Consider the following 15,333-nt stretch of genomic DNA (forward strand, 5'->3'; position numbering starts at 1 on the left):
TGATCGAACAATGAAGCGAAAATTCTTATGGTCCAGCGGTCTGGCCTTCGTGCTGATCGCGTGCGGGGGCAGCGCGCCCGGGGACGACGTAACGAGCTCCGAGAAGGGGGTTTCGCCTGCGGCGTCGCCGGCGGGCGCGTCGCCCGGCGATGTCTCGTCGCTGGCGCCGCGGCCGGCGCTCAATGTCGCGGTCTCGCCGGAGCGCGGTGAGCTGTCGGCGGGTCTTGCGTTCCCCGCCTTGCCGTCGCGCGCGTCGTCCGCCGCGGAGGTCCTGCTGTCGTACGGGTCGGTACCCGCGGACTTCTCGGCGGGGTTCGGCGTGGGGTTCAGCCTGAGCGTGCCGTCGATCCAGATGACGACCGACTGGGGCGTGCCCTACCGCGCTCGCCTGAGCAGCTCGCAGGACGTGACGGCGCGCCTGTCGCTGGGCGCCGAGCGGCTCGTCTGGGTGAAGACGGACACGGTGAGCGGCAAGACGAGGATCGAGTACCGGCTCGACGCCTCGGAGACGGCCGTTCGGCTCTACCGGTATCCGCAAGGCGGGACCGTGGCGATGCGCGACGCATCGGGCGCGCTGCAGAATGTGGCGTTCACCGGGTTCGAGGTCGTGTATCCGGACGGCCGGCGGGAGATCTACAGCGAGGAGCCGACGGTCGCGGAGGGGGTGGCGGGCTCGTCGACGTTCTCCCCGACGCGGTGGCCGCTGGTGCACGCCATCTCGCCGACAGGCGACGCGGTGTCGTACGAGTACACGAAGGCGGGCGAGCGCTCCTACCTCAAGAGCGTGCGGTTCGCCGGCGGGCGCTCGGCGTACACGCTGGAGTCGGTGCCGCGGCGCGAAGGGCGGGTGAGCCACGTGATGGGCTACCCGCAGGGGCCGGGGCAGCTGTACACGAAGCTCGTGGCGAGCTTCGACGGCGAGCCGATGTACACGTGGTGCTTCGTGCACGCGGTGCACGGCGAGAGCGGCCCGGAGATCGTGACGCACCCGGATTGCCAGGCGCTGGCGAGCGAAGACTTCGAGTCGGACCGGCAGCGCGTGGCGGCCTCGCTCAGCAGCGAGAGCAAGCTTCTGGGGGTGGTTCGGTTCGGGCGCAGCCAGGCGCCGTTCGATCGGTCGACGCCGGCCGAGCCGCTGATCCGGTTCCGGTACACGGCGTGGGGAGCGGACGACATCACCGGCCACGAGCTGGTCTATGACATGGACGTGCCGGACGTGTTCGGCTTCGGGCCGAGCGGCGGCTCGGAGCTGATGGACATCAACTCGGACGGCCTCGCGGACATCGTGCGGTACTCGGCGCGCGAGGGGACGAGCGTGCCGTCGTTCAACAGCGGATATCTCGCGGAGGCGAGCCTGTTCACGACGAGCGGCGCGCCGCTCACGGTGGAGCGGACCGCCGGCGGCGTGTCGCGGAGCGACGTTCCCCGGTTCGACGCGGCGGCGCAGGCCACGAGCGTGTTCCTCCCCGGCGACTTCGACGGCGACGGTCGAACGGACCTCGTGCAAGCAACAGCATCGGGGACGCGAACGGAGCTCGCGCACCATGCGGGCCGCGGGGAGCGGACGCGACCGTTCTCCGCGGCGCCGAGCTCGACGGTGGTCGATGTCGAGCTGCCGCGGTTCGCGCGCGGCCGGACGCAGGCGGTGGACCTGAACGCCGACGGCAAGGCGGACCTGCTCACGACGGTGGCCGGGTCGACGGACAGCACGTGGACGGCGTTCATCAACGTCACAGAGCCGGGCGCCAGCGCGCTGTCGTTCAAGCCGCTGGTGGGGTTGACGTTCCCGTTCCGGCAGGGCGCGGGGACGGAGCTCGACAACCCGGCGTATCGGTTCCTGGACGCGAACGGCGACGGGCTGACCGACTTCGCGGTGATCCGGTCGAGCGGCGCCGGAGAGAAGGGCATTTGCATCTACGAGAACCAGGGCAAGGTGGTGGCCTACCCGGCTGGCTCGTCCTCGGTGGCGAAGCTGACGGGAGGGCTGCTGTTCGGGGACGCGAGCGCGAACGACCCGGTGTGCAGGCAGGGCCGGTTCGTGTCGGTGCCCGGGCTCTCGGCGAGCCAGAACATCAACGCGATGTGGCTGATCGACGTCAACGGCGACGGGGACATGGACCTGGTCAACGTGACGGCGGCGGCCAACGAGCTCGGCGTCTGGCTCGGACGAGGCGAGAGGGGCTTCGCCGCCGAGCGGCGGATGCCGCTGGACGAAGGGGTGTCGGTCGATCCGGAGAACAAGTGGAACACCCGGGTCCTGGACATCGACGCCGACGGCGCGGAGGAGATCGTCGTCTACGAGCCGAACGCGAGCGGCGGGCGAATCAAGATCATCGACTTCAACAGAGACGGGGTGAAGAACCTGATCGGCCCTGACCTGTTGTCGGAGGCGGAGGAGGGCCCGGGCCTGAAGCACGCGGTGCAGTACGCGACGAGCACGGATGAGCTGATCCGCGACGCGCGCCGCTTCGGCCGGGACGACGCGCGGGTGCGGGCGCTGCCGTATCCGGTGACGGTGGTGAAGCGGCACCTGACGGCGGTGGGCGCCGAGGCGCCGCGGGCGCGGGAGCTCCAGTACCACGCGCCGTACTTCAACGAGCGGGAGCGCGACTTCGCGGGCTTCGGGCAGTGCGAGGAGCTGGATGTCGGGGACGACAGCGCGGCGAGCGTCGTTCGCCGGCGCGTCTACCAGGTGGCGTCGGCGGCGGCGCCGGTGAGGCGCTTCTTCGCCGGCAAGCTGCGCACCGAGGAGTTCTTCCAGCCGCGGCTCTCGAGCGCGCAGGCGGCGCGGATCGCGGCGAGCGCGGGCGCGTGGCCGAGCGGCGTCGAGGCGGCGTCGCAGACGGCGGAGACCTGGAGCGAGGAGCCCTACGAGGTGGAGGCGCCGCACAGCGTGCACGAGGAGGCGTGGGCCCTTTTGCCCTCGGCGCCCGACCCGAAGACGCCGGCGTTCTTGCGACAGACCGGCTCGCGCGACGTGCAGTGCAGCGGAGCGGGGTCGTGCGCGGAGGGGGCGACCGTAACGCAGACCAACACGTACGACACGACCTACAACCGGCTCGTCCGCCGGGAACAGTCGCTGACCGCGGTCGCCGGGCCGAACGGGACGGAGCTGCCGGCGCGCCGCTACGTGAGCACATTCACGTACGACGCGGGCTGGGAGGCGCGCGGCGTGCTCACGGCGGTGCGGGAGCAGTCGCTGCTCGCGGGGCCATCGGGGCGCGTGCTGCAGAGGACGTCGTATGACTACGGGCCCGACGTGCCGCTGCCGGTGCGCGTGACCCAGCCTCTGCTCATCGACGCCGAGGCGCTCGCCTCATTGCCCGCGGCGGTGAGCGCGCCGCTCCTCTCGTCGCGCACCCAGGTGCGTGCGTCGCGGTACGACGCCTTCGGCAACGTGGTGGAGACCTCGGACGAGCACGGGCTCCTGAGCAGGAACATCTATGACGCGACCGGCGTCTTGCTGGTCGAGAGGCAGAACGCCCTCGGGCACGCCGTGCAGACCTGCTACGGCACGGCGGGCTGCGCGCTGGCATCGCTCGCCCCGCCGGCCGAGGGGCTCGTCCCGGCGCGGAGCCTGTTGCCCACGCATGTCCTGACGCCGCAGGGCGACGTGGAGCTCACCGAGTACGACGCGCGCCATCGCCCCGTTCATCGGGTGCGCTCGGGCGGCGCGGAGGGCCGCTACGCCTACCGCGACGCTGGCGCGCAGACCCCCGCGCTGGTTCACATCGCCGATCGGCGCACGGCGGCGGACGCGGGGAGCGAGCCCGTCGAGCGCCTCGCCGCCTTCCGGGCGGATGGGCTCCCCGTCGGTCAAGCGGTGAAGCACGAGGAGGCAGGGGGCGCGCGGGTCGTCGCTTTCACCCGGCATGGGCGCCGCGGCGACCCGATCTTCCAGGCGCTCCCGTATTCGACCGCGGTGGGTATCGATACAGCCTTCGATGCCGGTCGATTCCCCTCGCCCGAGGGCGCGGCGCGCGGCACGAGCACGGCCTACGACGGGCTCGGGCGCGTCGTGGTCCGCACCGACGCCGCGGGGCTCGTCACGCGCGTCGCACACCACCCGTGGGGCCAGCGCGTCGAGCAGAACCGCGGCGGGAGCGATGCGCGCGTCGAGACGCGCCTCATGGTGGCGCGCGGCGACGAGGTCTACGCGATCGTCGACGAGCTCGGCGAGGTGCAACGCTACGAGCGCGACGAGCGCGGCAGCCTGCGTGCCGTCACGCTCGCCGGGGCCGGCGCCCCGCGCCGCATGGCCTACGACTCGGCGGGCAAGCTCGTGATGACGTCGCTCTCTGGCGGTCTCACGCGCCTGTGGGTCCGCGACACGCGCGGGCGGGCGACGGAGATGCGCACGTGGGATCGGGCGTTCGCGGCGTGGGAGAGCGTCGAGTTGACCTACGACGCGCTCGACCGTCCGGCGGACATGTTCGCCTCATCCTCGTCGCGCCCGGAGGGCTGGGACGAGCGCTCCTTCCTCTACGATGGTCGAGAAGGCGAAGCGCCGCGCCCCGAGCTCATCGGGAAGCTCGTCGAGGCGACGACCTTCGATCGGATCAGCGGGCAGCGCGTCCAGGAGTCCTTCGCGTACGATCGCGATGGGCGGACGACGGCCCGGACGAAGTCCGTCGATGCCGGCGACGCGCGCCGCGACTACGAGGAGCAGTGGACGTACGACCTCGATGGGACGGTCGCCTCGTACCGCGATCCGTTCGGCAACACGCTGTCGTTCACGCGGACGCCCTCGGGCGAGCCGTCCTCCGTCGACTGGTCGGCCGGCGATCGCGCGGCGGCGCCGCTCATGACGGACATCACCTACGATCCGCGCGGCCAGCTCGCGAGCTACCGCGTCCCGTCCACCCGCCTGCACCGGACGCTCGGCTATGATCCGAGCTCAGGGCTGCTCACGCACCTCAAGGCGTGCGTGGGCGAAGGGGCGGACCCCTGCGCGCTCGGGCCGCTGCAGGACGTGGCCTATGATCGGCGCGCCGATGGCCGTGTCGTCGCGGCGCGTGAGAGCGCTCCGGGCGCGGCGGGCTCCGGCGTCTCGTCGTACGCCTACAGCGCGCGCGGCGAGCTGCTCGGCGCCTCGGTGGCGGGCGTGGCGCACACCTATGCGTATACGCCCGCTGGCCTGGTCGCGTCGCTCGCAGAGGGGGCGGAGGCACAGCCGTTCGTCGTCGAGGACGGGCGTGACGCGTTGCCGTTGCCCGAAGCGGGCCATGGTCAGCTCGACAGCTTTGGCCGGCTCACCGCGTTTGGGCGCCTCCGCAACGCCGAGTACGACCCCTGGGGCAGGCTCCGGCGGGTCGAGGTCGACGGCGGCGTCCTGGAGTACGGCTACGATTCTGCGGGCGAGCGGCTCTCCAGGCGGCTGCTCCGCCGCGAGGGGGACATCGAGGTCCCCGGGTCGCTCGTGGTGTATCCCACGCGGGCGACGCGTGACGACGGCGTAGAGCGCCAGAGCCTCGTCCGCATCGGGGACCACCGCGCTGTGGTGCTCGTCGACGAGGCGCGCGTCCTCTCGCTCCTCGACGACCAGCTCGGGGTCGTCCAGCGCGTGGTCGACGAGCGCGGCGAGACGGTCCTCACGGCCGACACGACGCCGTTCGGAGCGCTCGCGCGCGACATCCAGGCCGCCCCTCCGGGCCTGGGCAGCACCGAGCTCGTCCTCGCCTTCACCGGCCAGCTGCGCGATCCAGAGACCGGGCTCGTCCACATGGGGGCGCGCGACTACGTGCCATCCATCGCGAGCTTCGCGACGCCGGATGCCTTTGCGCTCGGCGACCCTGAGCTCTGCGCGAGGAGCCCGCTCGAGTGCCACCCCTACGCCTATGCGATCCACGACCCCGTCAACTTCGTTGACGAGTCGGGCTTCCTGGGGCAGCGGGCTAGCCGGCTTCGGTCCACAGCGCGGCAGCAGCAGCAGCAGCAGCAGCGGCAGCAGCGGCAGGCGCTGCACGGGCAGATCCTCGGCGCGATCGGCCCTGCGAGCGGGGTGCACACGAATCGTGCAAGCGAGATCCCCTACAGGAACCCGCCGGAGATGTACACCACGGATCCCGGACACCCGACGGCGACGAGGTTCACGGGCTTCCATCAGCTGGACACCGCCAGGACGTACCTGTGGGTCGTCAGCCCGGCTGGGCACTTCCACGTGGCGCCCGAACGGCAGCGAGGGTTCCTGCGGAATGACGGTCGAGAGCACAGCGTCAAGCACGGCGATCTGACGCCTGGCAACCGGGGGCTCGTGCGTGGAGAAGCGCGCGCGGGTGGCGAGATCCGTTGGTACGATCAGCCCTCCCCGGTCTGGCTGGTGGACCTCAACTCCAGTTATGCCTTCAACCGTACGGATGGCTTGACGCTGGCCCAGGACAGCCTGTCGGCCGTGCAACAGCTCCTCGAGTTTCATGGAATCGATACGAATGATGCCTTCTTCTATGATTATACGTCGAATTAGCGGTGACGCATCGGCGGGAGGGCCGCGGCGCGCGGCATCTCGTGAAGGGAATCGTGACAGGACGATGGAGTCCGTCATGGTCGACCTGATCGTCGATGGGCGTGATCCCGCAAGAGCGCCCCGACGCGGGGCCGCGACAAGGCCGATCGTGAGCCACGGGATGTCATGAGCGTATCGCAGATGCGGCTTCGGTCCTCTCTTGCTTGAATCTCTCAGCGGGCGCATCGGCGCGAAAGGGGTCGCGCGTCGATGCGCCCGTGGGAGAGCCTGGTGGTTCACTCGCAGGATCACGAGAATGGATGATTGATCGCAGGTCGCCAGTCCTCCGTGGTGATCATTCGCCCGAAGTCGTGCTGGGTGGGCTGCGTTTGCTCGATTCGCTCAGCGCAGGGGATGGTCGAACAATGAAGCGAAGGCTATTATGGTCCGGCGGTCTAGCCATCGTGCTGATCTCCTGCCACGGGAACGTGCCCGGGGACGACGTAACGAGCTCCGAGGAGGGGCTCTCGCGTGCGGCGTCATCAGTGGGCGTATCGCCCAGCGATGTCTCGTCGCTGGCGCCGCAGCCCGGGCTCGACGTCACGGTCTCGCCGGAGCGCGGTGAGCTGTCGGCGGGTCTTGCGTTCCCCGCCTTGCCGTCGCGCGCGTCGTCCGCCGCGGAGGTCCTGCTGTCGTACGGGTCGGTACCCGCGGACTTCTCGGCGGGGTTCGGCGTGGGGTTCAGCCTGAGCGTGCCGTCGATCCAGATGACGACCGACTGGGGGGTGCCCTACCGCGCTCGCCTGAGCAGCTCGCAGGACGTGACGGCGCGCCTGTCGCTGGGCGCGGAGCGGCTCGTCTGGGTGAAGACGGACACGGTGAGCGGCAAGACGAGGATCGAGTACCGGCTCGACGCCTCGGAGACGGCCGTTCGGCTCTACCGGTATCCGCAAGGCGGGACCGTGGCGATGCGCGACGCATCGGGCGCGCTGCAGAATGTGGCGTTCACCGGGTTCGAGGTCGTGTATCCGGACGGCCGGCGGGAGATCTACAGCGAGGAGCCGACGGTCGCGGAGGGGGTGGCGGGCTCGTCGACGTTCTCCCCGACGCGGTGGCCGCTGGTGCACGCCATCTCGCCGACAGGCGACGCGGTGTCGTACGAGTACACGAAGGCGGGCGAGCGCTCCTACCTCAAGAGCGTGCGGTTCGCCGGCGGGCGCTCGGCGTACACGCTGGAGTCGGTGCCGCGGCGCGAAGGGCGGGTGAGCCACGTGATGGGCTACCCGCAGGGGCCGGGGCAGCTGTACACGAAGCTCGTGGCGAGCTTCGACGGCGAGCCGATGTACACGTGGTGCTTCGTGCACGCGGTGCACGGCGAGAGCGGCCCGGAGATCGTGACGCACCCGGATTGCCAGGCGCTGGCGAGCGAAGACTTCGAGTCGGACCGGCAGCGCGTGGCGGCCTCGCTCAGCAGCGAGAGCAAGCTTCTGGGGGTGGTTCGGTTCGGGCGCAGCCAGGCGCCGTTCGATCGGTCGACGCCGGCCGAGCCGCTGATCCGGTTCCGGTACACGGCGTGGGGAGCGGACGACATCACCGGCCACGAGCTGGTCTATGACATGGACGTGCCGGACGTGTTCGGCTTCGGGCCGAGCGGCGGCTCGGAGCTGATGGACATCAACTCGGACGGCCTCGCGGACATCGTGCGGTACTCGGCGCGCGAGGGGACGAGCGTGCCGTCGTTCAACAGCGGATATCTCGCGGAGGCGAGCCTGTTCACGACGAGCGGCGCGCCGCTCACGGTGGAGCGGACCGCCGGCGGCGTGTCGCGGAGCGACGTTCCCCGGTTCGACGCGGCGGCGCAGGCCACGAGCGTGTTCCTCCCCGGCGACTTCGACGGCGACGGTCGAACGGACCTCGTGCAAGCAACAGCATCGGGGACGCGAACGGAGCTCGCGCACCATGCGGGCCGCGGGGAGCGGACGCGACCGTTCTCCGCGGCGCCGAGCTCGACGGTGGTCGATGTCGAGCTGCCGCGGTTCGCGCGCGGCCGGACGCAGGCGGTGGACCTGAACGCCGACGGCAAGGCGGACCTGCTCACGACGGTGGCCGGGTCGACGGACAGCACGTGGACGGCGTTCATCAACGTCACAGAGCCGGGGGCCAGCGCGCTGTCGTTCAAGCCGCTGGTGGGGCTGACCTTCCCGTACCGGCAGGGCGCGGGGACGGAGCTCGACAACCCGGCGTATCGGTTCCTGGACGCGAACGGCGACGGGCTGACCGACTTTGCGGTGATCCGGTCGAGCGGCGCCGGAGAGAAGGGCATCTGCGTCTACGAGAACCAGGGCAAGGTGACGGCGTACCCGGCAGGCTCGTCCTCGGTGGCGAAGCTGGCGACGGGGTCGCTCTTGTTCGGGGACGCGAGCGCGAACGACCCGGTGTGCGCGCAGGGCCGGTTCGTGTCGGTGCCCGGGCTCGCGGCGAGCCAGAACGTCAACGCGATGTGGCTGATCGACGTCAACGGCGACGGGGACATGGACCTGGTCAACGTGACGGCGGCGGCCAACGAGCTCGGCGTCTGGCTCGGACGAGGCGAGAGGGGCTTCGCCGCCGAGCGGCGGATGCCGCTGGATGAAGGGGTGTCGGTCGACCCGGACAACAAGTGGAACACCCGGGTCCTGGACATCGACGCCGACGGCGCGGAGGAGATCCTCGTTTACGAGCCGAGCGCAGGCGGAGGCCGGATCAAGGTCATCGACTTCAACCGAGACGGGGTGAAGAACCTGATCGGCCCTGACCTGTTGTCGGAGGCGGAGGAGGGCCCGGGTCTGAAGCACGCGGTGCAGTACGCGACGAGCACGGACGAGTTGATCCGCGACGCGCGCCGCTTCGGCCGGGACGACGCGCGGGTGCGGGCGCTGCCGTATCCGGTGACCGTGGCGAAGCGGCACCTGACGGCGGTGGGGGCCGAGGCGCCGCGGGTGCGCGAGCTCCAGTACCACGCGCCGTACTTCAACGAGCGAGAGCGCGACTTCGCAGGCTTCGGGCAGAGCGAGGAGCTCGATGCTGGAGACGACAGCTCGGCGAGCGTCGTCCGCCGGCGCGCTTACCAGGTGTCGTCGGCGGCCGCGCCGGTGAGGCGGTTCTTTGTCGGCAAGCTGCGCACCGAGGAGTCGTTCCACGCGCGGCTCTCGAGCGCGCAGGCGGCGCGGATCGCGGCGAGCGCGAGCCTCGCGCCGAGCGGCGTCGAGGGGGTGTCGCAGACGGCGGAGACCTGGGAGGAGGAGCCGTACGACGTGGAGGCGCTGCTCTGGGTGCACGAGGAGAAGTGGGCCCTGGTGCCACCGGCGCCCGGGCCGAAGACGCCGGCATTTCTGCGGCTAACGAGCGCGCGCGACACGCAGTGTGGCGCGGCGGGCTGCCCGCCCGCGTGCGTCGCGGGGCCGTGCGCGGAGGCGGCGACGGTGACGCAGACCAACACGTACGACACGACCTACAACCGGCTCGTCCGCCAGGAGGAGTCGGCGCCCGCGGTCGCCGGGCCGAACGGGACCGAGATACCCGCGCGGAGCTATGTCAGCACCTTCGCGTACGACGCGGGTTGGGAGGCGCGCGGCGTGCTCACGGCGGTGCGGGAGCGGTCGCTGCTCTCGGGGTCGTCCGGGCGGGTGCTGCACCAGACATCCTACGATTATAGCTCTGCTCTTCCGCTGCCGGTACGCGCGAGCCAGCCTCTCCTCATCGACGCGGAAGCGCTCGCCGCGCTGCCCGCCGCGGTGCGCGCGCCGCTCCTGGCGCCGCGCACCCAGGTCGTGGCGTATCGCTACGACGCCTTCGGCAACGAGGTGGAGACCTCGGACACGCTCGGATCCCTGGAGACGAACGTCTATGACGCGACCGGCGTCTTGCTGGTCGAGACGCGGAACGCCCTCGGCCACGCCACGCAGTACTGCTACGGCACGGAGGGCTGCGCGCTGACGGCGCTCGCCCCGCGGGCCGAGGGGGTCGTCCCGGCGCGGAGCGCCTGGCCTACGCACCTCCGGACGCCGCAGGGCGACGTGGAGCTCACCGAGCGCGACGCCCTCCATCGCCCTGCGCGCGTGGCGCGCTCCAGCGGTGCAGAGGTCCGGCATGCGTACCGGGATGCGCGCGACCAGGGCCCCGCGCTCGTTCGCCTCACGGAGCGGCGCGCGGCGGCGGAGGCAGACGGCGCGCTCGTCGAGCGCCTCGTCGCCTTCCGCGCCGACGGCCTCCTCGTCGGCGAGGCGGTGGCGCACGAGGCGGGGGGCGCGCGCGTCGCCTCGTTCGCCCGCCACGGGCGCCGCGGCGAGCGCGTCTTCGAAGCGCTCCCGTATTCCAGCGAGACACGCATCAACACGGCCTTTGACGAGGGGCGCTTCCCCGCGCCGCCCGACGGCGCGGCGCGCGGGACGAGCACCGTGGTCGACGGCCTCGGGCGCGTCGTGGCCAGCACCGACGCGGCGCGCCTCGTGACGCGCGTCGCCCACGAGCCGTGGGGCCAGCGCGTCGAGAGGGACCTCGGCGCAGGATCGGGGGCCGCTGTCGAGACGCGCCTCACGATCGCGCGCGGTGGTGAGGACGAGGTCTACGCGATCGTCGACGAGCTCGGACACGCGCATCGCTACGAGCGGGACGAGCGCGGGGGCCTGCGCGCGATCGAGCTCGCGGGCTCCGAGGCGCCGCGCCGCGTGGCCTACGACTCGGCTGGCGACATCGCGATGACGTCGCTCCCGGGCGGCATCACGCGCCTGTGGATCCGCGACGCGCGCGGGCGCGTGATCGAGCAGCGCACCTGGGATCGCGGGTTCACCGCCTCGGAGAGCATCGAGGCGATCTACGACGCGCTCGACCGCACGAGCACCCTGTTCGCCTCGTCCTCCTCGCGCCCGGAGGGCTGGGACGAGATCACGTTCGCCTACGACGCGCGCGACGGCGAGCCGCAAGGGCCCGCGCTCGTGGGGCGCCTCGTCGGCGCGACGGTGTTCGATCGCGTGGGCGGGCACCGCCTGGACACGGCGTTCCAGTACGGTCGCGACGGCCGCGTCACGGGCCGGCGCACGACCCTCGAGGCCGACGACGCGCGCCGCGAGTACGACGAGCGGCTCTCGTACGGCCTCGACGGCACGCTCGCCTCGTACCGCGATCCGTTCGGCAACACGCTCGAGCTCGCGCGAACGCCGGGCGGCGCCCCCTCGTCGATCGCGTGGTCGGCCGGCGGGCGCGCGGCCGTCACGCTCCTCGCGGAGATCGCGTATGACGCCCGCGGCGAGCTCGCGGGCTACCGCGTCCCGCCCGCCCGCCTCCATCGTCACATCGACCATGACCCGAGCACCGGGCAGCTCACCCATCTCCGCGCGTGCGCGGGCGACGGCCCGGCTCCCTGCGATCGCGGGGCCCTGCAGGACGTGACCTTCGACCGCCGCGCGGACGGGCGCATCGTCGCGGCGCGGGATGCCGCCCTCGGCGCGGGCGACATCGGCGGCCAGGCTCCCCGCGTCGCCTCGTACACGTACAGCGCGCGCGGCGAGCTCCTCGGGGCGGCTGCGTCGGGCGTCGCCCACGCGTACGCGTACACGCCGTCCGGCCAGGTCGACGCGTTCGGCGAGGGGACGGAGGCGCGCCCCTTCATCGGTGAGGCAGGGCGCGACGCGCTGCCGCTGCCGGACGGGGGCCATGGCGAGCTGGACGAGCTCGGGCGGCTCGTCTCCTTCGGGCCGCTCCGCGGCGCCGCGTACGACCCCTGGGGGCGGCTCCGGCGCGTCGAGGTCGACGGCGGGGCCGTTGTTTACGGGTACGACGCGTTCGGCGAGCGCATCTCCAGGCGCGCGCTCCGTCGCGAGGGGGGGCGCGAGGTCCCCGTGTCGCTCGTCGTGTATCCCACGCGGACCACGCGCGACGACGGGGTGGAGCGTCAGAGCCTCGTGCGCCTGGAGGATCGGCGCGTCGCGCTCCTGGTCGACGAGACGCGCGTCTTCGGGCTCGTCGACGACCAGCTCGGGGTGGTGCGCCGCGTGGTCGACGAGCGCGGCGAGGCGGTCCTCTCGGCCGATCCGACGCCGTTCGGCGCGCTCGCCCAGGGCGTCGAGGACAGGTCGCCCGGGCTCGACAGCACCGAGATGGTGCTCGGGTTCACGGGGCAGCTGCGCGATCCCGACACGGGGCTCGTGCACATGGGGGCGCGCGAGTACGTCCCGTCGCTCGCGAGCTTCGCGACGCCGGACCCGTATGTGCTCGTGGAGCCCGAGCTCTGCGTGACGCGCTTGCTCGAGTGCCACGCGTATGCCTACGCGGCGCACGACCCCCTGAGCTTCATCGACGAGTCGGGCCTCGCGACGAGCTCGCCGGCGGGCTCCCCGGCGGTGGCGCGGCGCCAGACCTTGAGCAAACCCAGGCAAGCGCCCAGCGGGCGCAGCAAGGTGGGCTCCTTCCTGAGGAAGTGGCTCGACAACTACATCCAGCACGCGGTGTTCGAGCTCAAGCACGGCACCGAATCCACGAACTGGCCCATGAACAGGCCGGACGCTGCGATGGACCGGACGACCGAGGTTGGCGCGTCATCGACGCAAGCGCTGCCGCAGTTGTCGACGCAGGCGCGGCCTCGGCGAAACCTGAGTCAGGCCAGGGAGAGGATCGCCCGCGCGACCTCCGGCCCGTTGCGCTGGATCGAGCGGACGTGGCGCGTCGCGAGGAGGTTCGCGTCGCTCGGGCGACGGAATCGAGGAGCCACCGTCGAGTCGCTCGGCGTCACCCTCGATCCGAGACCGAACGGCGGCCGGAGCTGGGACGCCATTCTCAGGGCCGCCGCCAGCACGAACGGCAACTAGCTGGGTTCTTCATGGGGCCGAGGCCGCCGCGCTGGGCGGCGCGGCCCTGGATTCGCGTGCACCCCGACCCTAGGCTTCGCTCCGTCACCACCGCGGCGCCGCCGGGTGATGCCCGCCGGGCGATGACCGGCGGGGTGAGGCGCCGCTCGACCGTCAACGCGACCGTCCACGCGTTCTCCTGCATGGCGATCAGGCCGACGGCCGAGGGGCAGCGCCTCTACTGGGCTGTTTACGTCAAGCCGGTATCCCGGTGGACGTCCGCGTACATGGCGCTGATCGAGCCGTTCCGCCGCTTCATCGTGTACCCGAGCATCCTCCGGCAGCTCCGGGACGCGTGGCGGGCCGCCTACGCCGAGCCGGGCGCGGCCGCGGAGCACGGCTGAAGCACGAAGGAAAATGGTGACGGATCTGGGGCGGTTGCCTCCGCACGCCGGCGTCCTCTACGATATCCATGCCTTGATCGGTCAGCTCCACGACGGGAAATACCGGGTCATCCGCTTGCTCGGGCGTGGCGGCATGGGCGCGGTCTACGAGGCCGAGCACGTCAGGACCGGCGAGCACGTCGCGCTGAAATGCATGGACGGAGCCCTCCAGTTCCCCTTCAAGAGCAGCCTGGCGCGCTTCCACCGCGAGGCGAAGGCCATGAGCGCGATCGACACCGATCACATGGTCCGGGTGCTCGATGCAGGGACGGAGCCGGAGACGGACGCGCCCTACATCGTGATGGAGCTCCTGCGAGGAGAGGACCTCCAGCTCCTGCTCGACAGGGTCGGGAGCCTCGAGCCCGACACCGCCCTCCGCATCGCGGCGCAGGTCTGCCGCGGCCTGCAGAAGGCCCACGAGGCGCGCATCGTCCATCGGGACATCAAGCCGGCCAACCTCTTCCTCGCGCGGCGCGGGGAGGGCGAGATCATCATCAAGATCCTCGATCTCGGGATCGCCAAGATCAAGCAGGAGCCGGATCAAGTCGGCTCGACAACGGGCCTCAGCCGCTCCGGAGGGGTCCTCGGCTCGCCGCTTTACATGTCGCCGGAGCAGGCTCGAGGCCGCGCCGACATCGACTACCGCGCCGACCTCTGGTCGCTCGGCATGGTGCTCTACCGCGCCCTCGCGGGGAGGCTCCCGCACGAGCACCTCACCGGCTTCGGCGATCTGATCATCGCAGTCTGCTCGCAGGCGCCGATCTCGGTCCAGGCGCTCGCGCCCTGGGTCCCACCCGAGGCGGCGGCCGTCGTGCACGGCGCGCTCCGGCTCGACCCCTCCGAGAGATTCGCCAGCGCGGCGGCGATGCTCGACGCGATTCGACCGCTCCTGCCCGGCGGCTTCGCCCTCCGCGAGGAACTCCTGGTCCCCGTCAGCGCGGAGACCCGCGCCACGAGGGCGGCGAAGCTCGCGACGCTCGACGCCGAAGACGAGGCGCACCGGCCCGCGCAGCTCGCCTCGCACGGGGATCTCGGGGACGAGACGATGGAGATGGAGGCACCGCCGTATAGCGCCAGCACGAGCTCGTCTCTCGAGCCCTGGCGCCTCATCGCCAGGCACCCGGACTACGTCATCGCGAGCTGGCGCCAGATCTTCTGCATCATCTGGCGCCGGGAGACGGCCGAGGACGACGTGCGCCGCGTGAGCGAGGCGTGCGCGGAGTTCGCAAAGCAACATCCGCGCGGTATCGGCCTGCTCACCATCGTCGAGGGCGAGGCCCCGTTGCCACAGGCGCCCGCGCGCAGGGCGCTCGCGAGGTTCCTCGCGGAGTCGAGCGCGTTCATCCGGTGCTCTGCCGTCGTCCTCGAAGGATCGGGGTTCCGCGCGGCGGCCGTGCGCAGCGTCGTGACAGGGCTCTCGCTCGTCGCCCGCCAGCAATTCCCACACAGGGTATGCGACATCGAGGATGCCGCGCTGATGTTCGCCGAGATCCTGCCCGCGGCGACAGGCATTGCCGTGAGCGACGCCGCGCTCCGGGCGTCGCTCGACGAGCTGCGCGCGGTCGTCGGGCGCCGGTGAGCCGCCGGTAGGCAGGGTCGCGATCCTGTGTTTTCGTGGGACCGGGCT

The 15,333-nt window shown here is 71.6% G+C and carries 4 protein-coding genes; all 4 read left to right on the forward strand.

The window, feature by feature from the left end; translation table 11 throughout:
• Positions 1-10 precede the first annotated feature (10 nt).
• Positions 11-6,463, forward strand: coding sequence for a toxin TcdB middle/N-terminal domain-containing protein (locus WME76_RS40240; RefSeq protein ID WP_437957452.1), 6,453 nt, complete (start codon positions 11-13; stop codon positions 6,461-6,463).
• Positions 6,464-6,987: 524 nt separating this feature from the next.
• Complete coding sequence (locus WME76_RS40245; protein ID WP_437957453.1) at positions 6,988-13,284, forward strand: toxin TcdB middle/N-terminal domain-containing protein; 6,297 nt, start codon at positions 6,988-6,990, stop codon at positions 13,282-13,284.
• A 134-nt stretch (positions 13,285-13,418) separates the two neighbouring features.
• Positions 13,419-13,667: a DUF2867 domain-containing protein gene (locus tag WME76_RS40250; protein ID WP_437957454.1), complete on the forward strand. Its 249-nt coding sequence runs from the start codon at positions 13,419-13,421 to the stop codon at positions 13,665-13,667.
• Between the two features lie 13 nt (positions 13,668-13,680).
• Positions 13,681-15,285, forward strand: coding sequence for a serine/threonine-protein kinase (locus tag WME76_RS40255; RefSeq protein ID WP_437957455.1), 1,605 nt, complete (start codon positions 13,681-13,683; stop codon positions 15,283-15,285).
• Positions 15,286-15,333 lie beyond the last annotated feature (48 nt).

This window comes from Sorangium sp. So ce119, assembly GCF_051524405.1.
In the GTDB taxonomy this organism is placed as follows: Bacteria; Myxococcota_A; Polyangia; order Polyangiales; family Polyangiaceae; genus Sorangium; species Sorangium cellulosum_G.

What these genes read in the sequence shown, in the direction of transcription:
- WME76_RS40240 (WP_437957452.1), top strand. Translation starts at nt 11, where the DNA reads ATGAAGCGAAAATTCTTATGGTCCAGCGGTCTGGCCTTCGTGCTGATC.
- WME76_RS40255 (WP_437957455.1), top strand. Translation starts at nt 13,681, where the DNA reads ATGGTGACGGATCTGGGGCGGTTGCCTCCGCACGCCGGCGTCCTCTAC.